At 70.3% G+C, this 25,614-nt stretch carries 34 protein-coding genes; 14 read left to right on the plus strand and 20 right to left on the minus strand.

What is annotated here, in order from left to right:
- Window positions 1-9: 9 nt before the first annotated feature.
- The 9 genes from LO931_RS12840 to LO931_RS12880 form a co-directional block, all read right to left on the minus strand.
- Window positions 10-183 (minus strand): hypothetical protein, encoded by a 174-nt coding sequence (locus LO931_RS12840; protein WP_229054101.1) that lies wholly within the window; start codon window positions 181-183, stop codon window positions 10-12.
- A 169-nt stretch (window positions 184-352) separates the two neighbouring features.
- A complete protein-coding gene (locus tag LO931_RS12845; RefSeq protein WP_255657922.1) occupies window positions 353-721 on the minus strand; it encodes a metal-sulfur cluster assembly factor in 369 nt (122 codons plus the stop codon).
- Complete coding sequence (gene sufU / locus LO931_RS12850; protein ID WP_229054102.1) at window positions 718-1,179, minus strand: Fe-S cluster assembly sulfur transfer protein SufU; 462 nt, start codon at window positions 1,177-1,179, stop codon at window positions 718-720. The genes LO931_RS12845 and sufU overlap by 4 nt, the downstream gene beginning before the upstream one ends.
- 29 nt (window positions 1,180-1,208) lie before the next feature.
- Window positions 1,209-2,444, minus strand: a complete 1,236-nt coding sequence (locus LO931_RS12855; protein WP_229054104.1) for a cysteine desulfurase — start codon at window positions 2,442-2,444, stop codon at window positions 1,209-1,211.
- A gap of 1 nt (window position 2,445) precedes the next feature.
- Window positions 2,446-3,234 (minus strand): Fe-S cluster assembly ATPase SufC, encoded by a 789-nt coding sequence (gene sufC / locus LO931_RS12860; protein WP_229054106.1) that lies wholly within the window; start codon window positions 3,232-3,234, stop codon window positions 2,446-2,448.
- Window position 3,235: 1 nt separating this feature from the next.
- Window positions 3,236-3,571 (minus strand): non-heme iron oxygenase ferredoxin subunit, encoded by a 336-nt coding sequence (locus LO931_RS12865; RefSeq protein WP_229054108.1) that lies wholly within the window; start codon window positions 3,569-3,571, stop codon window positions 3,236-3,238.
- Entirely contained in the window at window positions 3,564-4,715 is a 1,152-nt protein-coding gene (gene sufD, locus LO931_RS12870; protein ID WP_229054110.1) for a Fe-S cluster assembly protein SufD, read from the minus strand. The genes LO931_RS12865 and sufD overlap by 8 nt, the downstream gene beginning before the upstream one ends.
- On the minus strand, window positions 4,712-6,163 hold the full coding sequence (sufB, locus tag LO931_RS12875) for a Fe-S cluster assembly protein SufB (RefSeq protein WP_229054111.1): 1,452 nt from the start codon (window positions 6,161-6,163) through the stop codon (window positions 4,712-4,714). The genes sufD and sufB overlap by 4 nt, the downstream gene beginning before the upstream one ends.
- Window positions 6,160-6,846, minus strand: coding sequence for a metalloregulator ArsR/SmtB family transcription factor (locus LO931_RS12880; protein ID WP_229054113.1), 687 nt, complete (start codon window positions 6,844-6,846; stop codon window positions 6,160-6,162). Before LO931_RS12880 ends, sufB begins: the two co-directional genes overlap by 4 nt.
- A 137-nt stretch (window positions 6,847-6,983) precedes the next feature.
- Between LO931_RS12880 and LO931_RS12885 the strand changes: the two genes are divergently transcribed.
- Window positions 6,984-8,030 carry a DNA polymerase domain-containing protein gene (locus tag LO931_RS12885; protein WP_229054114.1) on the plus strand — a complete coding sequence of 349 codons (1,047 nt, stop codon included), beginning with the start codon at window positions 6,984-6,986 and terminating at the stop codon, window positions 8,028-8,030.
- Between the two features lie 176 nt (window positions 8,031-8,206).
- Here LO931_RS12885 and LO931_RS12890 read toward each other — a convergent pair whose 3' ends face one another.
- Window positions 8,207-8,467, minus strand: a complete 261-nt coding sequence (locus LO931_RS12890; RefSeq protein WP_229054115.1) for a hypothetical protein — start codon at window positions 8,465-8,467, stop codon at window positions 8,207-8,209.
- Between the two features lie 94 nt (window positions 8,468-8,561).
- On the opposite strand from LO931_RS12890, the gene LO931_RS12895 reads away from it, so the two are divergent.
- The 3 genes from LO931_RS12895 to LO931_RS12905 all read left to right on the plus strand — a co-directional run bounded on the left by LO931_RS12895 (window position 8,562) and on the right by LO931_RS12905 (window position 9,740).
- Complete coding sequence (locus LO931_RS12895; protein ID WP_229054116.1) at window positions 8,562-8,846, plus strand: hypothetical protein; 285 nt, start codon at window positions 8,562-8,564, stop codon at window positions 8,844-8,846.
- 64 nt (window positions 8,847-8,910) lie between these two features.
- Window positions 8,911-9,201, plus strand: coding sequence for a hypothetical protein (locus LO931_RS12900; protein ID WP_229054117.1), 291 nt, complete (start codon window positions 8,911-8,913; stop codon window positions 9,199-9,201).
- Window positions 9,202-9,251: 50 nt separating this feature from the next.
- Window positions 9,252-9,740: a hypothetical protein gene (locus tag LO931_RS12905; protein ID WP_229054119.1), complete on the plus strand. Its 489-nt coding sequence runs from the start codon at window positions 9,252-9,254 to the stop codon at window positions 9,738-9,740.
- Window positions 9,741-9,765: 25 nt separating this feature from the next.
- On the opposite strand, the gene LO931_RS12910 is transcribed toward LO931_RS12905, so the two are convergent.
- From LO931_RS12910 to LO931_RS12920, 3 genes are read right to left on the minus strand one after another with little or no spacing between them, the layout of a single operon-like run.
- Window positions 9,766-10,227 (minus strand): hypothetical protein, encoded by a 462-nt coding sequence (locus LO931_RS12910; protein WP_229054121.1) that lies wholly within the window; start codon window positions 10,225-10,227, stop codon window positions 9,766-9,768.
- Window positions 10,224-10,520: a hypothetical protein gene (locus tag LO931_RS12915; protein WP_229054122.1), complete on the minus strand. Its 297-nt coding sequence runs from the start codon at window positions 10,518-10,520 to the stop codon at window positions 10,224-10,226. Before LO931_RS12915 ends, LO931_RS12910 begins: the two co-directional genes overlap by 4 nt.
- Before the next feature lie 7 nt (window positions 10,521-10,527).
- Window positions 10,528-10,821, minus strand: coding sequence for a hypothetical protein (locus tag LO931_RS12920; protein WP_229054124.1), 294 nt, complete (start codon window positions 10,819-10,821; stop codon window positions 10,528-10,530).
- Between the two features lie 264 nt (window positions 10,822-11,085).
- Between LO931_RS12920 and LO931_RS12925 the strand changes: the two genes are divergently transcribed.
- Window positions 11,086-11,880, plus strand: coding sequence for a GTP pyrophosphokinase family protein (locus LO931_RS12925; RefSeq protein WP_229054126.1), 795 nt, complete (start codon window positions 11,086-11,088; stop codon window positions 11,878-11,880).
- A 3-nt stretch (window positions 11,881-11,883) separates the two neighbouring features.
- Entirely contained in the window at window positions 11,884-12,453 is a 570-nt protein-coding gene (locus LO931_RS12930) for a putative glycolipid-binding domain-containing protein (RefSeq protein ID WP_229054127.1), read from the plus strand.
- Here the strand turns inward: LO931_RS12930 and LO931_RS12935 are convergent.
- Genes LO931_RS12935 through LO931_RS12945 form a run of 3 tightly spaced genes read right to left on the minus strand, consistent with a single transcriptional unit; the run spans window position 12,446 to window position 14,569 of the window.
- Window positions 12,446-12,919 carry an OsmC family protein gene (locus LO931_RS12935; protein WP_229054129.1) on the minus strand — a complete coding sequence of 158 codons (474 nt, stop codon included), beginning with the start codon at window positions 12,917-12,919 and terminating at the stop codon, window positions 12,446-12,448. The two genes, LO931_RS12930 and LO931_RS12935, sit on opposite strands and share 8 nt — an antisense overlap.
- 13 nt (window positions 12,920-12,932) lie before the next feature.
- Window positions 12,933-13,508 carry a YdeI family protein gene (locus LO931_RS12940; RefSeq protein WP_229054131.1) on the minus strand — a complete coding sequence of 192 codons (576 nt, stop codon included), beginning with the start codon at window positions 13,506-13,508 and terminating at the stop codon, window positions 12,933-12,935.
- Window positions 13,505-14,569, minus strand: a complete 1,065-nt coding sequence (locus tag LO931_RS12945) for an ATP-dependent DNA ligase (protein WP_229054133.1) — start codon at window positions 14,567-14,569, stop codon at window positions 13,505-13,507. Before LO931_RS12945 ends, LO931_RS12940 begins: the two co-directional genes overlap by 4 nt.
- A gap of 203 nt (window positions 14,570-14,772) precedes the next feature.
- Between LO931_RS12945 and LO931_RS12950 the strand changes: the two genes are divergently transcribed.
- The 4 genes from LO931_RS12950 to LO931_RS12965 are packed head-to-tail and all read left to right on the plus strand — an operon-like array spanning window position 14,773 to window position 18,066.
- The gene (locus tag LO931_RS12950; RefSeq protein ID WP_229054134.1) at window positions 14,773-15,687 is read left to right on the plus strand and encodes an ABC transporter ATP-binding protein; all 915 of its coding nucleotides are present in this window, start codon (window positions 14,773-14,775) and stop codon (window positions 15,685-15,687) included.
- Complete coding sequence (locus LO931_RS12955; protein WP_229054135.1) at window positions 15,684-16,454, plus strand: ABC transporter permease; 771 nt, start codon at window positions 15,684-15,686, stop codon at window positions 16,452-16,454. Before LO931_RS12950 ends, LO931_RS12955 begins: the two co-directional genes overlap by 4 nt.
- Window positions 16,455-16,459: 5 nt before the next feature.
- A complete protein-coding gene (locus tag LO931_RS12960) occupies window positions 16,460-17,389 on the plus strand; it encodes a heme A synthase (RefSeq protein ID WP_229054136.1) in 930 nt (309 codons plus the stop codon).
- Entirely contained in the window at window positions 17,386-18,066 is a 681-nt protein-coding gene (locus tag LO931_RS12965) for a hypothetical protein (RefSeq protein WP_229054137.1), read from the plus strand. The genes LO931_RS12960 and LO931_RS12965 overlap by 4 nt, the downstream gene beginning before the upstream one ends.
- Window positions 18,067-18,069: 3 nt before the next feature.
- Here the strand turns inward: LO931_RS12965 and LO931_RS12970 are convergent, their stop codons facing one another.
- Together LO931_RS12970 and LO931_RS12975 are read right to left on the minus strand one after the other, a co-directional pair.
- Window positions 18,070-18,423, minus strand: coding sequence for a hypothetical protein (locus tag LO931_RS12970; RefSeq protein WP_229054138.1), 354 nt, complete (start codon window positions 18,421-18,423; stop codon window positions 18,070-18,072).
- Between the two features lie 5 nt (window positions 18,424-18,428).
- The gene (locus LO931_RS12975) at window positions 18,429-19,367 is read right to left on the minus strand and encodes a heme o synthase (protein WP_229054139.1); all 939 of its coding nucleotides are present in this window, start codon (window positions 19,365-19,367) and stop codon (window positions 18,429-18,431) included.
- A gap of 92 nt (window positions 19,368-19,459) precedes the next feature.
- Between LO931_RS12975 and tkt the strand changes: the two genes are divergently transcribed.
- Genes tkt through pgl form a run of 4 tightly spaced genes read left to right on the plus strand, consistent with a single transcriptional unit; the run spans window position 19,460 to window position 25,018 of the window.
- Window positions 19,460-21,628 (plus strand): transketolase, encoded by a 2,169-nt coding sequence (gene tkt, locus LO931_RS12980; RefSeq protein WP_229054140.1) that lies wholly within the window; start codon window positions 19,460-19,462, stop codon window positions 21,626-21,628.
- A gap of 26 nt (window positions 21,629-21,654) precedes the next feature.
- Entirely contained in the window at window positions 21,655-22,743 is a 1,089-nt protein-coding gene (gene tal / locus LO931_RS12985; protein ID WP_229054141.1) for a transaldolase, read from the plus strand.
- Between the two features lie 2 nt (window positions 22,744-22,745).
- Window positions 22,746-24,314, plus strand: coding sequence for a glucose-6-phosphate isomerase (locus LO931_RS12990; protein ID WP_229054142.1), 1,569 nt, complete (start codon window positions 22,746-22,748; stop codon window positions 24,312-24,314).
- The gene (pgl, locus tag LO931_RS12995) at window positions 24,311-25,018 is read left to right on the plus strand and encodes a 6-phosphogluconolactonase (RefSeq protein ID WP_229054143.1); all 708 of its coding nucleotides are present in this window, start codon (window positions 24,311-24,313) and stop codon (window positions 25,016-25,018) included. The genes LO931_RS12990 and pgl overlap by 4 nt, the downstream gene beginning before the upstream one ends.
- Here pgl and LO931_RS13000 read toward each other — a convergent pair.
- Window positions 25,015-25,368 carry an RNA polymerase-binding protein RbpA gene (locus LO931_RS13000; RefSeq protein ID WP_255657928.1) on the minus strand — a complete coding sequence of 118 codons (354 nt, stop codon included), beginning with the start codon at window positions 25,366-25,368 and terminating at the stop codon, window positions 25,015-25,017. The genes pgl and LO931_RS13000 overlap by 4 nt on opposite strands.
- Entirely contained in the window at window positions 25,368-25,604 is a 237-nt protein-coding gene (gene secG, locus LO931_RS13005; protein ID WP_229054145.1) for a preprotein translocase subunit SecG, read from the minus strand. The genes LO931_RS13000 and secG overlap by 1 nt, the downstream gene beginning before the upstream one ends.
- Between the last annotated feature and the right edge of the window lie 10 nt (window positions 25,605-25,614).

Below are 25,614 nucleotides of genomic sequence, written 5' to 3' on the forward strand. Positions count from 1 at the left end.
TGTCCACGCTCAGATGTAGGCGGTGCGGCCGGTGGCCCACGCGGCGAGCCGCAGCACGGGTCCGCGGTGGTGGCGGTGACGCCGGGGGCGCACCACCCGCTCGACGCGCGTCCGCGGCGGGGGCGTGTCGGCGAGACGGCGCTGCGCCTCGACCTGGACGAAGGTCTGGGGATCGATGATCATGTCTCGATCCTGGAAGCCTGAGGTAGGCGCCCACATCGGGCGAGATCCCTAGATCGGGGAACCGGCTACCTCAGATCGGCAGCAAGGCTCACACATCCACGCAACAGCGCCCCGGCCTCGGCGGGAAGCCGAAGTCGGGGCGCTGTGGACGGCGAGAGCCTGGGTAACCTCAGCCGATGTTGAAGCCGAGGGCGCGCAGCATCTCGCGGCCGTCGTCGGTGATCTTGTCCGGGCCCCACGGCGGCATCCAGACCCAGTCGATGCGGAACTCGTTGACGATGCCGTCGAGCGCCGAGCGCGTCTGGTCCTCGATGACGTCGGTCAGCGGGCAGGCCGCGGACGTGAGGGTCATCTGCAGCACGGTGTTGCTGTGCTCGTCGACGTGCGCCCCGTAGACGAGGCCGAGGTCGACGACGTTGATGCCGAGCTCGGGGTCGACGACGTCCTTCATCGCCTCGAGCACGTCCTCGCTGGTCGTGGCTCCGGCGGCGGGAGCCGCGGTGTCGACCTCGGGAAGGTCGGTGTGGTCGGTGGTCATGATGCGTCCTTTCCGGCGGCCTGGGCCCCCGTGGCTTGTGTGGCCGCGTCCTTGAAGGCCATCCAGGAGAGAAGCGCGCACTTCACGCGCGCGGGGAACTGGGCGACACCGGCGAAGGCGATGCCGTCCTCGAGCACGTCCTCGTCGGGCTCGACCTGCCCCTTGCCCTGCATGAGGGCCTGGAAGGCATCGAGCGTCGCGAAGCCGTCGGCGACGGAGTGACCCACGACGAGCTCGTTCATCACCGAGGCCGAGGCCTGGCTGATGGAGCATCCCTCGGCGTCGTAGGAGACGTCGCGGACGACGTCGCCGTCGAGGTGCACCCGCAGGGTGATCTCGTCGCCGCAGGTGGGGTTGACGTGGTGCACCTCGGCGTCGCCGCCGTCGCGCAGTCCGGCCCCGTGCGGGTGCTTGTAGTGGTCGAGGATGATCTCCTGGTACAGAGAGTCCACGTTCATGGCGTCGGAATTGGCACTGTTGGTCATGGTCACGCTCCGAAGTACTTCTTGGTGTGCCAGATGCTGTCGACGAGCGCGTCGATCTCGGCCTCGGTCGTGTAGAGGTAGAACGACGCGCGGGTCGTGGACTGCACGCCGAAGTGGGCGTGAGCCGGCTTGGCGCAGTGGTGGCCCGCCCGCACCGCGACTCCCTTGCTGTCGAGCAGCTGGGCGACGTCGTGCGGGTGGACGCCGTCGAGCGTGAAGCTGATCGCTCCCCCGCGGTCGACCGCCTCCTTCGGACCCACGACCGTGAGGCCGTCGATCTCGACGAGGCGCTCGAGCGCGTAGGCCGTGATGGCCTGCTCGTGCGCGGCGACGTTCTCCATGCCGAGCGCCGTCAGGTAGTCCACGGCGGCACCGAGACCGACCGACTGCGCGATCGGCGGCGTGCCGGCCTCGAACCGTGCCGGCGGAGGCGCGAAGGTCGACCGCTCCATCGTGACGGTCTCGATCATCTCGCCACCACCGAGGAACGGCGGGAGCGACGCGAGCAGGTCGTACCGGCCGTGGAGCACGCCGATGCCGGTGGGACCGACCATCTTGTGACCGGTGAACGCCACGAAGTCGGCCCCGAGCGCGGCGACGTCGACCGGGATCTGCGGGACGGCCTGCGAGGCGTCGATCAACGTGTAGGCGCCGACCGCCTTCGCGCGGGCGACGACCTCGGCGACCGGGTTGATCGTGCCGAGCATGTTCGAGACCCACGTGACCGCGACGATCTTGGTGCGCTCGGTGATCGGGTCGTCCTCGAGGTCGAGGCGACCCTCCGGCGTGATGCCGAACCAGCGCAGCGTCGCTCCGGTGCGCTCCGCGAGGAGCTGCCACGGCACGATGTTGGAGTGGTGCTCCATCTGGCTGATGACGATCTCGTCACCGGGCCCCACGGCACCCGCGTCACCCAGCACGCGGGCGACGAGGTTGATCGCCTCGGACGCGTTCTTGGTGAACACGACCTCCTCGCGACGGCTCGCGCCGATGAAGCCGGCGACCTTGGTGCGGCCGAGCTCGAAGGCCTCGCTGGCCTCCGCGCCGAGCTGGTGCATCGCGCGCGCCACGTTGGCGTTGTGCGCCAGGTAGTGAGCGTCGATGGCGTCGACGACCTGCCGCGGCTTCTGCGACGTGTTGGCGCTGTCGAGGTAGACCAGCGGCAGGTCCCCGGCCAGGCGACGCTGCAGGATCGGGAAGTCCTCCCGAACCCGTGCGACGTCGTAGGTGGCGGACATGTCAGACCGCCGCAGCACCCGCGGCGTCAGCCGCAGAACTGGCCTTGACGTACTTGTCGTAGCCGCTGGCCTCGAGCTCGTCGGCGAGCTCGCGCCCGCCCGTCTCTGCCAGACGGCCCGCGACGAAGACGTGCACGAAGTCGGGCGCGATGTACTTGAGGATGCGCGTGTAGTGCGTGATCAGCAGGACACCGCGGTCGCCCTGCTCGCTGTAGCGGTTGACCCCGTCGGAGACGACCTTGAGCGCGTCGATGTCGAGGCCCGAGTCGGTCTCGTCGAGCACGGCGAACTTCGGGTTGAGCAGCTCGAGCTGGGCGATCTCGTGGCGCTTCTTCTCACCACCGGAGAAGCCCTCGTTCACGCTGCGCTGCGCGAAGGTGGGGTCGAGCGTGACCCGCTCGAGTGCCGCGTTGACGTCCTTGACCCACGTGCGGAGCTTGGGGGCCTCGCCGTCGATCGCGGTCTTCGCGGTGCGCAGGAAGTTCGCGACCGAGACGCCGGGGACCTCGACGGGGTACTGCATCGCCAGGAACAGGCCGGCACGGGCGCGCTCGTCGACGCTCAGCTCGAGGACGTTCTGTCCGTCGAGCAGGACCTCGCCGTCGGTGACGTCGTACTTGGGGTGGCCGGCGATGGAGTACGCCAGGGTCGACTTGCCCGAGCCGTTGGGGCCCATGATCGCGTGGACCTCGCCCGACTTGATGGTCAGGTCGACGCCGCGCAGGATCTCCTTCGGGCCGTCCTCGGTCTCGACCGAGACGTGCAGGTTCTTGATCTCGAGAGTGCTCATGTCAGTTCTCCTCGGGGAGGGCGACGTAGACACGGCCGCCTTCGATGGTGGTGGGGTAGGTCGGGACCGGCTCCGTGGCCGGGAAGTTCAGCGGCTCGCCGGTGCGCAGCGAGAACGTCGAGCTGTGCAGCCAGCACTCGATCGACGGGCCCTTCGCGGGATCGACGTTGACGTCGCCCTCCGAGAGCGGGATCGAGGCGTGCGAGCACTCGTCGCGGATCGCGTAGACCTCGTCGCCCTGGCGGACCAGGGCGATCTCGGTGCCCTCGACCTCGACGGCCAGGACGCCCCCGTCGGGGACGTCCGCGAGCGGTGCTGCGAACGTCGACTCAGACATCGGCCAGCTCGTGCTCGACCGCCTTGACCAGACGTTCCTGCACGTCGGGGATGCCGATGCGCCGGATGATGTCGTTGAAGAAGCCGTGGACGACGAGGCGGCGGGCCTCGTCCTCCTCGATGCCGCGGCTCTGCAGGTAGAACAGGTGCTGGTCGTCGAACCGCCCGGTGGTGCTGGCGTGACCGGCGCCGGCGATGTCGCCGGTCTCGATCTCGAGGTTCGGCACCGAGTCGGCGCGGGCGCCGTCGGTCAGGACCAGGTTGTCGTTCTGCTCGAAGGTGTCGATGCCCTCGGCGACCTTGCGGATCAGCACGTTGCCGACCCACACGGTGTGCGCGTCCTTGCCCTGCAGCGCACCCTTGTAGAGCACGTTGCTGCGGGTGCGGGGCGCCGTGTGGTCGGCGAAGAGGCGGTGCTCGATGTGCTGACCGGCGTCGGCGAAGTAGACGCCGAACAGGTCGGCGCTGCCGCCCGCCCCGGCGTAGTCGACGTTGGTGCTGGTGCGCACCAGGTCGCCGCCGAGCGTGAACTCGAAGGCGCGCACAGTGGCGTCGCGACCGACACGGACGTTGATCTGCTCGGCGTGCACGGCATCGTCGGCCCAGTCGTTGATGGTGACGAGGTCGAGCTGCGCGCCGTCGCCGACGACGACCTGCGTGAACGCGTCGTACACGGCGCTGCCCACGTGGTCGATCAGGACGGTGGCCTTGGCGTGCAGGCCCACGCGGATCACGACGTGACCCCACACCGTGCTGTCGACCGAGTCGCCGCTGAGCGTGATGCGGATGGGCTCGTCGACCACGAGGTCGGCGGGCACGTCGAGCAGCACGGCGCCGCCGGCGTTGGCTGCCGCAAGGGCGCCCAGCCGGTCGAGCGGGGCCGACACGGCGAGGCCCTGGGCCTCCTCCGTGCTGATCTCGCTGAGCGTGACGCCCTCCGGGAGCTGCTGCTCCCACGTGAGGTGGGCGTCGCTGGGCTCACCGTCGAGCAGGCCGCGCAGGCGCTTGAGCGGGGTGAAGCGCCAGATCTCCTCGAGCCCCGTCGGCACGGGGTGCGTGGCGACGTCGTAGGACGGCTCCGGGTGCAGGTGCGACTCGACGTGGTCGAGCTCCAGCACTTCGTTGATGTTGTCAACGACGGTCATCCGACAGCACCCTCCATCTGCAGTTCAATGAGGCGGTTCAGCTCGAGCGCGTACTCCATCGGGAGCTCGCGGGCGATGGGCTCGACGAAGCCGCGGACGATCATCGCCATGGCCTCGTCCTCCTCCATGCCGCGCGACATGAAGTAGAAGAGCTGGTCGTCGCTGAGCTTGGAGACCGTGGCCTCGTGACCCAGCGTCACGTCGTCCTCACGGACGTCGACGTACGGGTACGTGTCGGAGCGGCTGATCTGGTCGACGAGCAGCGCGTCGCACTTGACCGTGCTGGCCGAGCCCTCGGCACCCTCGTTGACCTGGAGCAGACCGCGGTACGACGTGCGGCCACCGCCACGGGCGACGGACTTGCTCAGGATCGAGCTGGACGTGCGCGGTGCGGCGTGCACCATCTTGGCGCCGGCGTCCTGGTGCTGGCCCTCGCCGGCGAACGCGATCGACAGCGTCTCGCCGCGAGCACCCTCGCCCATCAGGTAGACGGCCGGGTACTTCATGGTGACCTTCGAGCCGATGTTGCCGTCGACCCACTCCATGGTGGCGCCGGCCTCGCAGACGGCGCGCTTGGTGACCAGGTTGTACACGTTGTTCGACCAGTTCTGGATCGTCGTGTAGCGGACGCGGGCGCCCTTCTTCACGATGATTTCGACGACGGCCGAGTGCAGCGAGTCGCTCGAGTAGATCGGCGCGGTGCAGCCCTCGACGTAGTGGACGTAGGAGTCCTCGTCGGCGATGATCAGCGTCCGCTCGAACTGACCCATGTTCTCGGTGTTGATGCGGAAGTACGCCTGCAGCGGGATGTCGACGTGGACGCCCTTGGGCACGTAGATGAACGAGCCACCCGACCACACGGCCGAGTTCAGCGCGGAGAACTTGTTGTCGCCGACGGGGATGACGGTGCCGAAGTACTCCTGGAAGATCTCCGGGTGCTCCCGCAGCGCCGTGTCGGTGTCGAGGAAGAGCACGCCCTGCTCCTCGAGGTCCTCACGGATCGAGTGGTAGACGACCTCGGACTCGTACTGCGCGGCCACGCCCGAGACGAGGCGCTGCTTCTCGGCCTCGGGGATGCCCAGGCGGTCGTACGTGTTCTTGATGTCCTCGGGGAGGTCGTCCCACGTCGCGGCCTGCTTCTCGGTCGACCGCACGAAGTATTTGATGTTGTCGAAGTCGATGCCGCCGAGGTCGGAGCCCCACGTGGGCATGGGCTTGCGCTCGAAGAGCTTCAGGCCCTTCAGACGCAGGTCGAGCATCCACTGCGGCTCGCTCTTGAGGTTCGAGATGTTACGCACGACCTCCTCGCTGAGGCCGCGCTTCGACGTCGCACCGACGTCGTTCTTGTCGGACCAGCCGAACTCGTAGCGGCCGACATCCTTGAGTCCGGGGTTGAGCTCCTCGATGGAGGGAGCCGCGCCGGAGTTCTCGTGGGACGTGGTGGTCATGACGTCACCTTCTCTGCGTGGGGGGACGAGGTGGAGTGTGTGGGGGTGGCCGGGTCGGGCAGGTGCGTCGTGCACACGCCGTCTCCGTGGGCGATGGTCGCCAGTCGTTGCACGTGGGTGCCGAGGAGGCCGGCAAACATCTCCGCCTCGGCCTCGCACAGCTGGGGGAACTGCTCGGCCACGTGCGCGACCGGGCAGTGGTGCTGGCACATCTGCGTGCCGGCGGGGGTGTTGCTGGTGGACGCCGCGAAGCCCTCGGCGCTGAGGGCGTCGGCCAGGGCGGCCGGTCGTGCCGACGGCTCGAGGTCGGCCAGGCGCACGGCGAGCCGTGCACGGAGGTCGTCGAGCCGGTGGGACGCGAACCGCTTCACGGCGTCGTCGCCCATGGTGTCGCGCACGAACGCCAGGGCGTCGACCGCGATCTCGTCGTAGGCGTGCGCGAACTGGCCACGGCCCGCGTCGGTCAGGGCGAACACCTTCGCCGGACGGCCTCGACCACGCTGGCCGAGGATCCGCTGCTCACGCGGCTCCAGCATGCCCTCGCCCACCAGGTGGTCGAGGTGACGCCGGATCGCGGCCGGAGTGAGGTCGAGCTCGCGTGCGAGGGCTGCCGCCGTGGAGGGGCCTCCCCGCAGGATCGCCTCGGCGACGCGCGCACGCGTCGGAGAGTCGTCGTGAGACACACTCCCCGCCGGTCCGTCAGTTGTCGCCATGTTTTTCACAACGCCAGTGTGTCCTTATTGATTCCGCCCGTTCAACGAAGGTTCGCCTCAGTGAGGCAGACCTCATCTGCCCCGCCTGCGCGCGTAGGCTGCTGGCCATGGCGGCCAAGGCGACGGAGATCGATGCCGATGGCATCGCGGTGCGCGTGTCCAGTCCCGACCGGGTCGTGTTCGAGGCGACGGACACGACACCGGAGTTCACCAAGCTGCAGGTCGTCGAGTACGTCGTCGCAGTGGGTGACGGTCTGCTGCGAGCCCTGCGCGACCGGCCGACCGCCCTCGAGCGCTGGCCCAAGGGCGTCCGCGAGGGCATGAGGCTCACGTCGTCGCAGGGTCAGGGCGACGCCTTCTACTCCAAGCGGGTGCCGAAGGGCGTTCCCTCGCACGTGCCGACGGTGCAGGTGTACTTTCCGTCCGGCCGCACCGCGGAGGAGATCTGTCCGACTCAGACCGCGGACCTGGCATGGGCGGCCCACATGGGCACCATCACGTTCCACCCGTGGGCGATGCGCCGCGCCGACGTCGACCGTCCCGACGAGCTGCGCATCGACCTCGATCCGCAGGACGGCACCGACTTCCACGACGCCGTCGACGCTGCGCTCGCCACCCGCGAGCTGCTCGCCGAGCTCGGTGTCCGCGCGTTCGTGAAGACCAGCGGCAACCGCGGCGTCCACGTGTTCGTGCGCATCCAGCCGCGCTGGACCGTCACCTCGGTGCGTCACGCGGCGATCGCCGTCGGACGTGCGCTCGAGAAGCGCCACGACGGCGTGACGACCGCGTGGTGGAAGGAGGAGCGCGGCTCGAAGATCTTCGTCGACTTCAACCAGAACGCCCGCGACCGCACGATCGCCAGCGCCTACAGCCTGCGTCCGAAGCCCGGGGCGCCCGCCTCGTTCCCGGTGTCGTGGGACGACCTGCCCGGCATCGAGGACCCCCGCCAGTTCCACCTCGGCACGGTCCCGGACCTCCTCGCCTCCCAGGGCGACGCCTGGGCCGAGATCGACGACGTCGCCCACGACCTCACCCCCTTGCTCGACCTCTGGGCCGAGGACCCGACCGAGATGCCCTATCCCCCGGACTATCCGAAGATGCCGGGCGAGCCGAAGCGTGTGCAGCCGAGCAAGGCGCGCAAGGAGTCCGAGTGACGTGAGCCAGCGACGCTGGCGCGAAGACCCGGGAGCCCGAATCGGTCTGGGCCGTCGCGACAGGGGTACGTCATCACTGGCGTCCACCTTGAGCACACAGGGTGGGCGTCGCGGGAGCATCGAGCACGCCGCCGATGCGGATCCGGGCCAGGACGAGGGACGGCAGGCCTCGGGCCTCAGGCCTCGCGGGCGAGCGCGAAGAGCTCGGAAGGATGAACCTTCAGGCGAAGTGCCGCGACGGTGGTGCCGTGAACCTCGATCAGGCCTCGCACAGCGGCGGCGTGGCGGGCAGAGATGGCGGCCTCCAGCTCGCCCATCGCTCCCCGGAGCAGCCGCAGCTTCTCGAGCTGTTCCAGCGGGTCTCCCGGTTCGTCGAGCCACTCACTCACGACCGCTCGAGCATCAGCGATAGCACCGCTGGGTTCATCGTCAATCACTCGAAGAACGTAGCGACGCTGATCAACACACGCCCGTCCATGTCGAGAAGATCACATCTCTCACGAACGCTCGAACGCGTGTTCTAATGGTGCGGTGGAGGCCCCCGATGGAACACGATCCGGCTACGGAGCCGTCGAGGCCGATGGCTCCGGCATCGAGGTGCCGACCGTGCCGAAGCACGCGCACGTCTGGGTCAATCTCACGGAGCTGCGCTCGAAGCATGCCGTGCTGGAGTACCCGGGCCTCATCCTGGGATGGTGCCGCGGGGTGAAGGGCTGGGAGGCCCACGTCGTCTGGACCTCCCCCCTCACCGACGGATCCGGCCGAGTCACGGCGCACCTGGCATGGCTGGGCGCGCACCAGCTCCGTCCGGCGTGATCGCGACCATCCGCTTCAACCCTCCGGGGCCGGGTACTCCCTCGGTGACGCACAGGAGGCGGCGATGAAGGATCCAGATCGAACGCATCGGAGCCCGGTGCCGGACGCGACCGGCGAGAAGGTCCATCGGCACCCGCTGCGCGGGCGGCTCGGCTTCGGCCACGGGTCGTGGCGCTTCGCGATGATCGCGATCGTGCTGGTCGTCGCGGCCGTCGTCGTCGTGCTGGTGCTGGTCGAGCAGGGCACGCTCGATCGCGCCTGGGCCTACGTGACGCTCCCGGTCGCCATCGTCGGCGCGGCAGCCGCGAGGGTCCTGACCATCTTCAAGGCCTCCGCGGAGGGCAAGAAGCGCTGACGCACCTCCCCTCGATAGCGTGGCGACGTCGGGGCACGGGAGGAGTGGTCGTGGAGATCGCAGGAGAAGACGTCAGGGATCGGCTGCGACGACTCGGTCCGGACGGTCGCATCACGCACCAGTCGGTCTGGGCGCCCTACCTCGTCGCCACCTCCGGGGCAGCGGCACCGCTCGCGGAGATGGCGGAGCGGCAGGAACTGCCCGAGGGCGGGTCGGCCGTCGTGTACACGGGTCTGCTGCCCAAGCGCCTCGTCCGCGTCGTCGCCCGGGGTCGAGGCGAGTGGGAGGACCCGTTCGGAGCCGGGCCGAGCTCGGTCGAGGTGACCTCGAGCTCCATCGAGGCGGCGGCCTACCGGCTGGAGAACCTCGACACGCTCCGCAGCGAGGTCGTCGGCAGCTTCACCGTGCGGTCGGACCTGGTCATCGAGGCGGGGGACGAGGCCGTTCCCGTCCCGTACTTCCGCGCCCCGCGGCGAGGAGCTCCCGACGATGACGTCGACGCCTTCGTGATGGCCGTCCTCGCCGAGCTGAACCGGTAGCCACGACGGGCGGCGCGGGCGCGACCTACCTGGACACGGGCAGACGCGGAGCCATGTACAGCTTCCGGCGCGCCGCGTCGACACGGCCCATCTGGAGACCGACGAGGCCCACGAGCGCGACCGCCGGCGCGAACGGCTCGAACGCCGACCGCTGACCTGCGGAGAGCAGGCCGAAGAACGTGTAGACCAGCACGGCCGCCAGCGCCAGCCACAGCACGACCGACACGGCGAACGGCATCCGGGGAGGGGTGGTGACTCCCTGTGGGAGCACCACGTCGCGATCGGCCGCCTCCTTCTCCCGCTCCTTCTGCCCGAGGTTCAGCAGGAACGGCGCGGCGCCGACGGCGAGACCGAGGATCGTCGCCGTGGACCCGGACAGTCCACCGAGCGCCGTCACGACGAGCAGCACCAGTGCACTCACGACCAGAAGACCCAGGACGGTGGTCTCGAGTCGCACGCGACGCCGCGCCGCGGACTCGTCCGTCACAGGTCGATGGACCGGTTGCGGCGCCAGACTTCGAGCAGCGCGAACAGCCCGACCACGCCCGGCACCATCGGCCACCCCAGCCGCTCCCACACCGTCTCTGGCTCGGCGTCCGGGATGCCGTCGAGCAGGTGCCACGCCTCCACGCCGACCAGGACGACGCTGACGAGCAGGAGCAGGATCCCGCCCACGACGAGCGGTCCGTGGCCGGCGTCGGCGAGGTGCACCGGGTCAGGAGCAGCCGTGGCCCACTCGGGAAGGTCGTCGCCTGCACGCGGCGAGGGTTCGTTCGTCACCGCGACCTCACTCGTGGTGGGAGTGCACGAACACCCCGGGAGGTGCCGGCTGATGGCCCCACGGGACGGGCGGCGGGAGCTCCGCCTGAGCACGCCGGACGGCGGCCCGCACCGGCACGTAGAACGGCAGCACGAACGGTCCGAGCACCGCGAACAGGATCATCCAGGTGACGCGGTCCTTGCCGGCGGCCTGCCAGGCGGGCTCGGGAAGCTTGGAGAGGTCGTAGATGCCCCACGCGCCCACGGCCTCGATCACGAACCCTGCGGCGGCGAGCGACCACCAGAACACCTGGAAATCCATGCGCTCACGATACTGAGCCCGGGGTCCACCAGGGGCGGAAATCCCGGGCTCAGATCGTGATGTTCACCTGCCGGAGCAGGTTCAGGCGTTCCGGCGGCCTCTCGACCGCACTCCAGGCAGCACCTCGTTCACGAGGTACTCCCCTCGACGAGCCAGAGCCGCTCGAGCGAGTTCACAGGAGAGTCAGGGTCGCGGACATGCGCGGGAGCCTAGGCACAGGTTGGCCCCGAGGCACTTCTCAGCCGACCGGCCTACCCTGTGGGGGTGCAGACTCCTCAGCCCCGTGTCGCCCGCGGTGACGACGATGCACTGGTGCGCTTCGACGACATGCGCGCCCTGCGCCAGGACTTCATGCGCTTCATGCTCCCCCACCGCTTCGCGATGGAGGAGGTCGTCACGAAGCTGACGATCCTGCGCGACGAGTTCACCCTGATGCACGACAGCAACCCGATCGAGAACATCGCGTCCCGGCTGAAGAGCCCCGACAGCATCGCCGAGAAGATGCAGCGCAAGGGCTCGGAGCCGACGTTCTCCTCGATCCGCGAGACCATCACCGACATCGCCGGCGTGCGGGTCACGTGCAGCTTCGTGTCGGACGTCTACCACGTGTTCGAGCTGCTGACGTCGCAGAGCGACATCACGGTGCTCGACGTGCGCGACTACATCCAGGAACCGAAGCCCCACGGCTACCGCAGCCTTCACGCCCTCATCGAGGTGCCGGTCCACCTGACCGACGGGCCGCTCCCGGTGACGGTCGAGGTGCAGCTGCGCACCATCGCGATGGACTTCTGGGCGAGCCTCGAGCACAAGATCCACTACAAGTACCGCGGCGCGGTGCCGGCCGACCTCGCGGACCGCCTCCGCGACGCCGCCGACACGGCCCACGCGCTCGACGGGCTGATGCTCGACCTCCACGAGGAGGTCAAGTCGCTCGACGCCGACGGCGTGGCCACGCTGCCCGACGACATCCGTCGTGGGCTGAGCACCGATGAGATCGAGCCGTCCGACGCGCTGATCGCTCAGCTGCGGCGCCTCGCCGACGGTGACGGCCGGTACTAGGCCGTGGTTCCTCTCGCCCTCCCCGACCACGCGACCTGGCGCCACGTCGGGGCCCGCGACCGGTTCGAGGTCCTGTTCCACTCGGCCCTCGTCACAGGCCATCGACTGCGCGGGCACACCACGGCGGTCGAAGCCGGGCGCGCGTGGTCGGTCGGCTACGACGTCGCGACCGACGAGGCATGGCGCACCCGCCACGTGCGCGCGACGGCCCGTACCGCCACCGGAGACCTCGAGGTGGTGCTCGAGCGCCGCACCGACGGCTGGCTGGTCGGAGGGGCCACTCGTCCCGACCTGGACGGTTGCATCGACGTCGACCTCGAGTCGTCGAGCGTGACCAACCTCCTCCCCGTTCGCCGTCTCGGGCTCCGGATCGGCGAGACGGTGAGCGTGCCGGCTGCCTTCATCCGCGCCGACGACCTGCGCGTCGAACGTCTCGAGCAGACCTACACGCGGCTCGACGACGCCGGCCGGTACGCCTACACCTCGGCGACCTTCGACTTCGCCTGCGAGCTGCAGTACGACGCCGCGGGGCTGATCACGAGCTATCCCGGGATCGCCGAACGCGTCAGCTGACGTCGTCCGCGACCGCCACGACCGGCTCGTGCAGGACGGGGAAGCTCACCGAGGCGGCGATGAAGCAGTTCTCGCTCGCCTCGGCGTGGATCGCCAGCGCCACGTCGGTCATCGCCGCGTCCGTGATGGTGACCCGAGGTCGCAGCGTGACGGACGTGAAGCGCCCACCCTGACCGACCTGCTCCATCGTGCCCACCGCGTCGTCGGTGTAGCCGACGACGACGACGCCGTGCTGCACCGCAGAGTGCAGGTAGGACAGCAGGTGGCACTGGGCCAGGGCGGCGAGCAGGAGCTCCTCGGGATTCCAGCGGTCGGCAGCGCCCCGGAAGGGGACGTCAGCAGAGCCGGCCAGGTCGGGCTTGCCGGAGGCACGCACGAGCACGTCGCGGCCGTACTCGCGGTAGCCGCTGGTGCCGGTGCCTCGATTGCCCTGCCAGGCCACGTCGACGGCGTAGTGATGGTCCACGACTCGTTCCTCCTCAGCGGTCGGGTCGCACGCCGGCGGCGCACTGGTCGACGGTCTTCGAGATGCGGGCCAGACGGGTCTCGTCCTTGCGCGCCAGGGCGATCTGCGTCAGTGCGTACTTGCGGGCGCTGACCGACAGCCCGTCCCAGAAGTCGCGCGCCGCGGGCTGGGCGTCGAGCGCGACGGTCAGCTCCGCGGGCTCGAGACCCGCCTCGGGACCGTCGAGCACCGACCACATGCCGTTGGCCTTGGCCGCGGCGATCACCGCCACACCAGGCGGCTGGAGGCGACCCTCGGCCTCAAGGCGCGCGACCCGCGCCTTGTTGGTCGCTGCCCACGCGCTGCGGGACCGGCGAGGCGTGAACCGGATCTGCGACCCGAGCTCAGCACCCGATCGCGTCTGGCCGTCGACCCAGCCCCAGCGGAGCGCCTCGCACACCGAGTCCTCGTACGACAGGCGACCGTCGCGACCCGTGCGGTCGTCGATGCGCACCCAGACGCCTCGCGCGCTCGCGTGGTTCTGCGCGAGCCAGGCACCCCACTCCTCGGCCGAGGACGGGTGCACCACGGCGTCGTCGTGGATGCTCATCGCAGCACCTCCGACAGCCGGTACCCAACGACCTCCTCCAGCTGGGCGTACGTGCACGAGTCGGGCTCGCGATCAGGCCGCCACCGCTTGAACTGCGCCGTGTGCCGGAACCGGGCCTGCTCCCCCGGACCCTCCATGTGCTCGTACCCGACCTCGGCGACGCACACCGGCGCCAGGGGCACGAAGGAGAGGTCCTTCCCGGAGGACCAGCGGTTCTGGCCCATCTCGATCTCGGCCCAGGGGTGGTCGGCCAGGTCGACGACGTCAGGGGCGAGCTCGTCGACGAGCTCGGCGCGACGAGCGGCCGTGAACGATGCCGCCACCCCGACGTGGTGCAGCGACCCGTCGGACGCGAAGAGCCCGAGCAGCATCGAGCCGAGCAGCGGCTGGTCGTCGGTCGACGTCTTGTGCAGGCGGTAGCCCGCGATGACGACGTCAGCCGTGCGCGCGTGCTTGACCTTCAGCATCGTGCGGCCGTTGGGCACGTACGGCGAGGCGAGCTGCTTGGCCATGACACCGTCGAGGCCGGCTCCCTCGAACTGGTAGAACCACTGCTCGGCCTCGGCGGCGTCGTGCGTCACCCGGGTGAGATGGATCGGGCTCGCGGCACCCTCGAGCAGCTGCTCGAGGCGTGCGCGGCGTTCCTGCAGCGGGGCATCGAGGTAGGAGGTGTCGCCCTCGGCGAGCAGGTCGAAGGCGACCAGGCTCGCCGGCATCGTGACGGCGAGCTCGTTCACACGCGACTCGGCGGGATGGATGCGCTGGCTCAGCAGGTCGAACTCGAGCCGGTCGCCCTGCGTGACCACGAGCTCACCGTCGAGCACGCACCGCTCGGGCAGCTGCTCGAGCACCGCAGCCACGACGTCGGGGAAGTACCGCGTGAGCGGCTTGGTGGAGCGGCTCGTCAGCTCGACCTCGTCGCCGTCGCGGAAGACCAGGCACCGGAACCCGTCCCACTTGGGCTCGTAGAGGTAGCCACCGTCGACGGCATCGGCAGCCGGCACGCGCGGCGTCGACTTCGCGAGCATCGGCGTGACCGGCGGCATCACAGGAAGGTCCACGTCCGTCAGCCTAGGGCGGCGCGCCGACGCGAACCATCCCCGCCGCGGGATGTGTGCGTTCCGCGGGGTCCGTCTGCACGATGTGTGCGCGCGGGGGTGCTGATGGCGCTGCAGAACCCCTCGAAGGGCACACATCGTGAGGACCACCGGGCAAGGCCTGCCTCTCGTCGGTCGGTCCGAGGTGGCCCACCTAGACTGTCCCGGTGCCAGCTCCCGCCGTCGAGATCCGCGATCTCGTCATGACCTACGGCGAGACGCAGGCAGTCGACCACCTCGATCTGACCGTCCCGGTCGGTTCCGTCACCGCGATCCTCGGCCCCAACGGCGCGGGCAAGACCACCACGGTCGAGACCTGCGAGGGCTTCCGGGCCGTGCAGTCCGGCTCGGTGTCGGTCCTCGGCCTCGACCCACGCGACCCCTCGCTGCGCCCGCGCATCGGCGTGATGCTGCAGTCGGGCGGCGCGTGGTCGGGTTCCCGCGCGCACGAGATGCTCCGCCACATCGCGTCGTTGCACGCCCACCCGCTCGACGTCGACGCCCTGGTGGAGCGCCTCGGGCTCGCGTCGTGCGGACGGACGCCCTACCGGCGGCTGTCGGGCGGACAGCAGCAGCGCCTCTCGCTCGCGATGGCGATCATCGGCCGTCCGGAGCTCCTCTTCCTCGACGAGCCCACCGCCGGTCTCGACCCTCAGGCCCGTCGCGCCACCTGGGAGCTCGTCACCGAGCTCCGTGACCACGGCGTCACGACCGTGCTCACGACGCACTTCATGGACGAGGCCGAGCACCTCAGCGACACCATCCACATCATCGACTCAGGTCGCGTGATCGCCAGTGGCACGCCCGCCGACCTGACCCGCGAGTCCGCCCGCAACACGATTCGCTTCACCGCTCGAGCGGGTCTCGACGTCGTCGACCTCATGCAGGCGCTGCCCGACGGCACGAAGGTCGAGGAGCGTGTCGCCGGCTCCTACGTCGTCGCCGGAGACGTCGATCCCGCCATGCTCGCGACCCTCACCGCCTGGTGCGCGGGTCGCGGCGTGCTCCCGGAGTCGATCCTGGTCGAGCGGCAGACCCTCGAGGACCGCTTCCTCGACCTCACCGGGAGGAGCCTGCGATGAGCCTCGACGTCACGCCAAAGCCCGGCTCCGCTCCCCTGGGCGCCATGCTGCGCGCGCAGGCCGGCATGGAGCTCAAGCTCATGCTCCGCAACGGCGAGCAGGTGCTGCTGACCCTGGTCATCCCGCTGCTGCTGCTCGTGATGGGCACGCGCGCCGACCAGGTCGTCGACCTCGGCCCCGGACGGACGATCGACATCATCGCGCCGGGCGTGCTGGCCCTGGCCGTCCTCTCGACCTCCTTCACCTCGCTCGCGATCAGCACCGGCTTCGACCGCCGCTACGGCGTGCTGAAGCGGCTCGGGGCGTCACCGCTCCCCCGCTCGGTCCTGCTGCTCGGCAAGGTCGGCGCCGTCGCCGCGGTCGAGGCGATCCAGCTCGCCGTCCTCGTGCCGACCGCGCTCGCCCTCGGATGGGAGCCCCACGGCGGTGCCGTCGCCTGGATCTGGGCCGTCCTGCTCGTCATCGCCGGAACGGTCGCCTTCGGTGCTCTCGGGCTGCTGATCGCCGGCACCCTGCGTGCCGAGGCCACGCTCGCCGTCGCCAACCTCGTGTACGTGCTCCTCCTCGTCGGTGGCGGGCTCATGGTGCCGCTGTCGCGGTACCCCGAGGGAGCACGTCAGGTCATGGAGATCGTCCCGTCGGGTGCGCTCGGCGAGGGACTCCGCGAGGTCTTCGCCGGCGGTTCCGGCCTGGTGCCCCTCCTGGTGCTCCTGGGCTGGGCCGCCGTCGCGGGACTCGCCACGATCCGCAGCTTCAAGTGGGAGTGACACCGATGGACCAGCCGCTCTGGCAACGACTCTGGGTGACGTTCCTGCGTCTCTTCGACCACGTCGAGCGCTGGGCGTGGGCGTCCGTGGTCGCGAACTCGGTCATCATCTTCACCGGCGGTGTCGTGCGGCTCACGGGCTCAGGCCTCGGGTGCCCCGAGTGGCCGCGGTGCACCGAGGAGTCCTTCGTCCCGCACAGCTCGCTCGGCATCCACGGCGCCATCGAGTTCGGCAACCGGCTGCTCACGTACGTGCTGGTGGTCGTCGCGATCGGCACCTTCGTCGCCGTCCGACGCTGGAGCGGCACGAACCGGACCGTCCGCCGCCTCGCCACGGTCCTGGCCCTCGGCATCCCCGCGCAGGCGATCCTGGGCGGCATCACCGTCCTGACGGGGCTCAACCCCTGGATCGTCTCCGCGCACCTGCTCGTGTCGATGGCCCTGGTGTCCGGGTCGGTGCTGCTGCTCCACCGCGTCACCGCTCGCCCGCAGGGCGCCGCCACCGGCGCGGGACACCGCCTGGCCCTGCTGACGTACCTGGTCGCCTGGCTCGCCATCGTCCTCGGCACGGTCGTCACGGGGAGCGGCCCCCACGCCGGCGACGCCTCGACCGAGCGCAACGGGTTCGACCCGGAGCTGTGGAGCCGCATCCACGCGCTCTCGGTGTGGACGCTGGTCGCCGTCACGGTCGTGCTGCTGGTGGTCGTGCGACGCACCCGACTGCTCGTTCCGGTGGCGACCCTCCTCGGCGTCGAGCTGGCGCAGGGCCTGATCGGCTACGTCCAGTACTTCAACGACCTGCCGATCGCGCTGGTCGCCGCCCACCTCGTCGGCGCCGCGGTGCTCATGGCGGCCGCCACCTGGGTGCTGGTCCGGGCCGTCGACGTCCGAAAGGACCAGCCCGCTCCTCAGCAGGCCGCTAGCATCCCGGTGTGACGACCGACACCACGACCACCCCCGGCACGCGCCGCGACCTGCGACCTCTGGTCCTGCCCCACGTGGGCCTGGCCGTCCTGGGCACGATCGCGCTCTCCCTGGAGACCCCCGCTCGCGGCTGGGCCGTGCTCGCCACGGTCGTGGCGTACGTCGCAGGCCTCGCGTACTCCTGCCGGCGGACCGACCTGCTGCCGCTCGTCGGGTTCCTCAGCCTCGTGTCGGTGTTCCAGGTGCTGCCCGACTGGATCCTCGCGGACGTCCTCGGAACGCTCGCCTTCCCCGACCAGGGTGGCCCGCGCATGGACGACATCGTCCCGGTGGCGATGGCTCTGATGTGGGTCGCGCCCCTCTTCATCGCCCTCGTGGCGGCGGACCTGCGGCCGGGCCGGGCCGCCGTGGCCGCCTTCGCGGTGTTCGCGGTCGCCGAGCTGCTGGCTCCGGTCGTCGGCCTCTGGGAGCCGACGGGCGACACGGCGCGGATCCTCGGTGTGGCCGTCTACGTCCCCCCGGCGGAAGCGGTGCTCGGCTGGGCCGCAGCGGTGGGCTTCGGCGCGACGGTCGGCCGGTCCGTGGTCGTGAAGATCGCGGCCGCGGCTGCCGTGTCGACGATCTACACCGGTGCGCTGGTCGTCTCGTACTTCGCGATCGACGTCGCGAGCTGGCGCATCACGTTCTGAGGCTCAGAGCGGACGCAGGCGGTCGGTCGGCACCTCGATCCGCCAGCCGTCCTCGGCCGGACGGCCGACCACCTGAGCGGAGGCAGCGTGGCCGACCACGACCCGTGTGGGATCGATCTCCAGCACCACGACCGTGAGCTCGTGCCCCTCGTCGGTCGTGAGCACCCACTTCTCGCCGAGCTGGCGCATCGCGACGTCGTCGACCACCTGCTCCGCGACGTCCCAGTCCGGGGTCGGACCTGCCAGGGCGTTGCCGACGAGGCCACGCGGCACCACGTCATCACCGACCATCTCGACGTAGCCGATCGTCTCGCCGTCACCGGACCGCCGTCGCGGTACCCAGTCCGACGGGATCACGACGGTCAGCCGATCAGGGCGCCGTGGATGAAGGGGTCGGCCGCCGCCGCCACGAACAGCAGCGCCAAGTACGCGTTGCTGAAGTGGAACAGGCGCATCGGCTTGATGATGCTGAGGTCCTCGGTGTCGCGGGCGCGGCTCTGCAGGTCGTACGCCTCGACGAGGAACACGATGCCGAGCACGATCGCGGTGGCCGGGTAGAACCAGCCCATGCCGGCCACGGGCCACAGCGCCAGCGAGGTCGCGAACATGATCCAGGAGTACGCCACGATCTGGCGACCGACCTCGCGCGAGCTCGTGACCGACGGCAGCATCGGGACGTCGGCCGCGGCGTAGTCCTCGCGGTACCGCATGCCGAGTGACCAGAAGTGCGGCGGCGTCCAGAAGAACACGATCAGGAACAGCACGACGGGCGTCCAGGCGAGCTCGTTCGTGACCGCGGTCCAGCCGATCATCGCGGGGAAGCAACCGGCGGCGCCGCCCCAGACGATGTTCTGCGACGTGCGGCGCTTGAGCAGCATCGTGTAGCCGACCACGTAGAAGACGTTGGCGGTCAGGGCGAGCAGCGACGAGAGCCAGTTGACGAAGAACCCGAGCCAGAGCGTGGAGACGACACCGAGCACCAGGCCGAACACCAGGGCGCTCCGGGTGGAGACCTGGTGGCGCACGAGCGGGCGACGCTTAGTGCGGTTCATCTTCTGGTCGATGTCGGCGTCGACCACGCAGTTGAGCGCGTTGGCGCTGCCGGCCGACAGCGTGCCGCCGACGACGGTCGCGACGACGAGCCACAGGTCGGGTACGTCCCGGGCGGCGAGGAACATCACCGGCACCGTCGTCAGGAGGAGCAGCTCGATGATGCGGGGCTTCATCAGAGCGATGTAGGCACCGACGACGTCGCGGGACGACGTCTCGACCTTCTGCTGTTCCGCATCGACGAGACTCACACGTCAAAGTCTAAGCCACCCGAGTAGGCTCGACGTGACGGCGTCGCCCAGAACGGGGCGACCCACGTTCCGCCTTCTCGAGGAGCTCTTTCGTGACCTCTGCCCCCTCCGTCGACAGCACCACGCTCGACTGGTCCGATCTCGATTCCCGTGCGGTCGACACCGCACGACTTCTGGCCGCGGACGCGGTGCAGAAGGTCGGGAACGGTCACCCCGGAACGGCGATGAGCCTCGCTCCGGCCGCCTACCTGCTCTACCAGAAGGTCATGCGGCACGACCCCGCCGATCCAGACTGGATCGGTCGCGACCGATTCATCCTGTCGTGCGGTCACTCGAGCCTCACGCAGTACGTGCAGCTCTTCCTCGCGGGATACCCCCTGGGGCTCGACGACCTGAAGAGCCTGCGCACCTGGGGCAGCCAGACCCCCGGTCACCCCGAGTACAAGCACACCCCCGGCGTCGAGGTCACGACCGGCCCCCTCGGCCAGGGCATCGCCAACGCGGTCGGCTTCGCGATGGCGGCCCGCCGCGAGCGGGGCCTGTTCGACCCGGAGGCCCCGGCCGGCGAGAGCCCGTTCGACCACCACGTCTACGTGCTCGCCTCGGACGGCGACCTGCAGGAGGGCGTCTCGGCCGAGGCGTCTTCGCTCGCGGGCCACCAGGAGCTCGGCAACCTGACCCTGATCTACGACGACAACAGCATCTCGATCGAGGACGACACCGACGTCGCCTTCAGCGAGGACGTCGCCGCCCGCTACGCCGCGTACGGCTGGCACGTCCAGACCGTCGACTGGACCTCGACCGGCAGCTACCACGAGGACGTGCCTGCACTCTGGGACGCGATCCAGACCGCGAAGGCCGAGACCTCGCGCCCCAGCATCATCGTGCTGCGCACGATCATCGCCTGGCCCGCGCCGAACGCGCAGAACACGGGCGCCTCGCACGGGTCCGCGCTCGGCGCCGACGAGATCGCGGCCACCAAGGAGCTCCTGGGCTTCCCCACCGACCAGACGTTCATCGTCGAGGACGACGTCCTCGCGCACGTGCACCAGGCCCGCGACCGCTGGGCTGCGGCGGGCGCCGCCTGGGACGAGCAGTACGCCGCGTGGAAGGCCGCCAACCCCGAGCGCGACGAGCTGCTCCACCGCCTGAAGTCGCACACCCTCCCCGACGGCTGGGACGCCGACCTGCCGGTCTACGAGGCCGACGAGAAGGGCGTCGCCACCCGCGTCGCCTCTGGCGAGTTCCTCACGGCCGCCGCACCGAAGCTGCCCGAGCTGTGGGGCGGCTCGGCCGACCTCGCCGGCTCGAACAACACCACGCCGAAGGGCGAGCCGTCCTTCCTGCCGCCGCGCCGCTCGACCGGCAAGTTCTCCGGCGACTGGTACGGCCGGGTGCTGCACTTCGGCATCCGCGAGCACGCGATGGGCTCGATCCTCAACGGCATCGTCCAGCACGGTCCCACCCGTCCGTACGGCGGCACGTTCCTGGTCTTCAGCGACTACATGCGCCCCGCCGTCCGTCTGGCCGCGCTCCAGCAGCTGCCGGTCACGTACGTGTGGACGCACGACTCGATCGGCCTCGGCGAGGACGGACCGACCCACCAGCCGGTCGAGCACCTCGCCTCGCTGCGCGCGATCCCGGGCCTCGCGGTGGTCCGACCGGCCGACGCGAACGAGACCGTCGCCGCGTGGCGCGAGATCCTCGAGCACCAGGCGCCGGCCGCCCTGGCGCTGAGCCGCCAGAACCTTCCGGTCTTCCCCCGTGGCGAGGGGTGGGGCGACGCCTCGCTCACCGCGAAGGGCGCGTACGTCCTGGTCGACGCGGCCAACGGCGAGCCCGACGTCGTCCTCGTGGGCACCGGTTCCGAGGTGAAGCTCGCCGTCGCGGCGCGCGAGCAGCTCGCGGCCGAGGGCATCGACGCCCGCGTGGTCTCGATGCCGTCGCGCGAGTGGTTCGAGGCGCAGGACGCCGCGTACCGCGACAGCGTCATCCCGCCGGCCCTGCGTGCCCGCGTGGTCGTCGAGGCGGGTGTCTCGTTCGGCTGGCGCGACGTGGTCGGCGACGCCGGCCGCATCGTCGGTCTGGAGCACTTCGGCGCCTCGGCCGACTACCAGCGCCTCTACGACGAGTTCGGCATCACCGCCGACGCCGTCGCCGCGGCGGCCAAGGAGTCGATCGAGGCCTCCGCCCACACCGGGGGTGTCCCGGTCTTCGCCCGTCCGTCCGGACCCGTGCTGCCCGACACCTCCTCCCACTGATCCCTCTCTGATCGCCAAGGAGCACCATGAACGCACGACTGCAGGCCCTGTCCGACGCCGGCGTCTCGATCTGGCTCGACGACCTCTCCCGCGAGCGCCTGGCCTCGGGCAACCTGGCCGAGCTCGTGGCCGAGAGCAGCGTCGTGGGTGTCACGACCAACCCCACGATCTTCGCGGCGGCCCTGGCCAACGGTGAGCGCTACGCCGCCCAGGTGGCCGAGCTGAAGGCGGCCGGCACCGCGGTCGACGACACGATCTTCGAGCTCACGACGACCGACGTCCAGGAGGCCTGCGACGTCCTCCGTCCCGTCTACGAGAGCACCGACGGCGTCGACGGCCGGGTCTCGATCGAGGTCGATCCGGGCGCGGCCCGCGACACCGACTCGACGGTCGCCCTCGCCCAGAAGCTGTGGGCACGGGTCGACCGTCCCAACCTCCTGATCAAGATCCCGGCGACCGAGGAGGGCCTGCCGGCGATCGCCGCCACCATCGCGAAGGGCATCAGCGTCAACGTGACCCTGATCTTCGCCATCGAGCGCTACGGCGCCGTGATGGATGCCTACCTCTACGGCCTGGAGCAGGCCGCGGCCGAGGGCCGTGACCTGTCGACGATCCACTCGGTGGCGTCGTTCTTCATCAGCCGCGTCGACTCCGAGGTCGATGCGCGCCTTCCCGAGGACAGCCCGCTGCGCGGCAAGGCAGGGCTGGCGAACGCCCGCCTCGCCTACGCGGCCTACGCCGAGGTCTTCGGCGGCGAGCGGTTCGCGGCACTCGCCCAGCAGGGTGCTCGTCCGCAGCGTCCGCTCTGGGCGTCCACCGGGGTGAAGAACCCCGACCTGCCTGACACGCTGTACTTGAGCGACCTCGTCGTGGCCGGCACCGTCAACACGGTCCCCGAGAAGACTCTCCAGGCCTTCGCCGACCACGGTGAGGTCCGGGGTGACACGGTCACCGGTACCGAGGCCGAGTCGCAGCAGGTCATCGACCAGCTCGCCGAGGCCGGCATCGACTACGACGAGGTCGTCAAGAAGCTCGAGGACGAAGGCCTGCAGAAGTTCGACGACTCCTGGGCGGAGCTCGTGCAGACCGTGAGCGACGCGCTGGACGAGGCCTGAGCATGGGCGTCGTCCACGTCGCCGCCCCGGTCAAGAGCTACGAGGCCGTCCTGCGCCGGCTCGTCGACGACCGGTTCGCGTCCCGCCTGGCCGCCCGCGACCACACGCTGTGGGGCCGCGGGGCGGAGGAGGAGGCCGCGAAGCGTCTGGCCTGGGTCGATCTCGCCAAGACCTCCCGCCCCCTGCTCCCCCGCATCGCCGCTGCCCGCGACGACCTCCGCGCCTCGGGACTCGACCACGTCGTGCTGTGCGGCATGGGCGGGTCGTCGCTGGCCCCGGAGGTCATCTGCGCCACGGCCGGTGTCGAGCTCACGGTGCTCGACTCCTCCGATCCCGCGATGGTCCGCCAGGCCGTCGGCGACCGACTGGCCACCTCGGTCGTCGTCGTCGCCAGCAAGTCCGGTGGCACCGTCGAGACCGACAGCCAGCGTCGCACGTTCGAGCAGGCCTACGAGGACGCCGGGCTCTCGGCGAAGGACCACCTGGTCATCGTGACCGACCCGGGCTCCCCCCTCGACGAGTACGCGACCGCGGCCGGATACCGGGTCTTCCGCGCCGACCCGCAGGTCGGGGGCCGCTACTCCGCCCTCACGGCCTTCGGCCTGGTGCCCTGTGGACTGGCCGGCGTCCCTCTCGCAGGCCTGCTGGAGCAGGCTGCGGCGGTCCACGACGACTACCTCACCGACTCGGTCGAGAACCTCGCGCTGCGGCTCGGCGTGCTGCTGGGCGTGGCCGCCGACAACGACGTCGACAAGCTCGTGCTGGTCGACCACACGGGCACCGGCATCGGTGACTGGATCGAGCAGCTCGTGGCGGAGTCCACCGGCAAGCACGACCGCGGCATCCTGCCGGTCGTCACCACGCCGGACGCCCTCGGCGCGATCACCCCGGACTGCCTGGTCGTCGCGATCGGCACCGAGGTCGTGCCGGACGCGCCGTCCGGCTACGCGGCGGCCGTCGACCTCCCGCTCGGGTCGCAGATGATTCTGTGGGAGATCGCGACCTCCGTCGCCGGAGAGATCATCGACATCAACCCCTTCGACCAGCCCGACGTCGAGAGCGCGAAGAAGGCCGCCCGCGGTCTCCTGGGCGACGACGTCGAGCTGCCGTCGCCGGCTACCGTCGACGGCGACATCGAGCTCTTCGGCACGACGGCCACCACGGTCGAGGAGGCGCTCGCCGAGCTCTTCGCCTCCGTGCGGGAGCCGCTCGGCTACCTCGCGCTGCAGGTCTACCTCGACCGCTGGACGCACGCCGGCCTCGCCCAGGTGCGCTCGCCGCTGAGCCTCAAGATCGGCCGACCCGTCACCTTCGGGTGGGGACCCCGCTTCCTGCACTCCACGGGGCAGTACCACAAGGGCGGCACGCCGACCGGATCGTTCCTGCAGGTCACCGGCACGCCGGCCCCCGACCTCGAGGTGCCCGGCCGCGACTTCTCCTTCGGCCAGTTCATCACCGCACAGGCCGTCGGCGACGGTCACGTCCTCACCGACCGCGGCCGCCCCGTGCTGCGGCTCCACCTGACCGACGTCGAGTCCGGTCTCGCCCGTCTCCGAGAGGCCCTCGCATGAGCTCCGCCGCTGTCGTCGACGACGCCGCTGCCACGCTGGCCCAGGCGCTCGAGACGCGCCTCGCCCTGCTGCAGACTGGTGGGGTCGTGCCGCGTGTCGCCCTGACGGGTGGCACGATCGCCAACGACGCCTACCGGCTCCTGGGCGCCAACCCCGACGTCGACTGGACGCGGGTCGACCTGTGGTGGGGCGACGAGCGCTTCGTCCCCGAGGGTCACGCCGACCGCAACGACCAGCAGGCACGCGAGGCGTTCCTCGACCGCCTCGAGGTCCCGGACGAGCGCATCCACGCCGCACCCGCCCACGGGTGCGACCTGAGCCTGGCCGAGGCCGCCGACGCCTACGCCGCGACGCTGCCCGACGCCTTCGACGTCGTGCTGCTCGGCGTCGGCCCCGACGGGCACGTCGCCTCCCTGTTCCCCGGCTTCGAGCAGCTCGACGAGGTCGAGCGCCGCGCGGTGGAGGTCTTCGGATCGCCGAAGCCGCCGGCCGAGCGCATCTCGCTCACGTTCCCGACGCTGAACGCCGCCGACGCCGTCTGGTTCGTCGCCTCGGGCGACGGCAAGGCCGAGGCGATCGCCCGGGCCCTCGCGCCGGAGGGTTCCGTGCACGAGACCCCGGCCCGCGGCGTGCGAGGGCGCGCCGAGACGGCCTGGATCGTCGACGCCGCCGCGGCCTCGAGGATCCCGACCGACCAGCTCTAGAAGATCAGGTCGCCTGACTTGCGGCGCGTGCGCAGGAGGTCGAGCGCCTCGTCGAGGATCTGCTTGGCCTCCTCCTCGGAGCGGCGCTCCTTCACGTAGGCCAGGTGCGTCTTGTACGGCTCGGTCTTCTTGGCCGTGGGGCGGTTCTCGGCGTCGACGCTCGCCGGCAGGCCGCAGCGCGGGCAGTCCCACGACTCGGGCACCTCGGCCTCGATCGAGAACATCAGCGACGTCTCGTGGTCGTTCGCACAGAAGTACTGGATGCGCTGGCGGGGGGCGGCTTCGCCGCGCTCCGCCTCACCCATGGGTCCGGAGCCGATACGACTTCCGCGGATTGCTCCCGTGGCCACTAGTTGCTCACCTTCAGCAGAAGGCCGAGGGCGAACACCGAGACGAACCACACGACGGCGATGCCGACGGTGATGCGGTCGAGGTTGCGCTCGGCGACGGACGAACCACCCAGCGAGCTCGAGACGCCGCCGCCGAACATGTCGGACAGGCCTCCGCCCCGGCCCTTGTGCATGAGCACGAGCAGGATCAGCAGCAGGCTGCAGATCACCAGCACGGCAGAGAAGATCAGGATCACGGAGGTGACT

The sequence above is a fragment of the Aeromicrobium sp. Leaf350 genome, assembly GCF_916858655.1.
Classification (GTDB): Bacteria; Actinomycetota; Actinomycetes; order Propionibacteriales; family Nocardioidaceae; genus Aeromicrobium.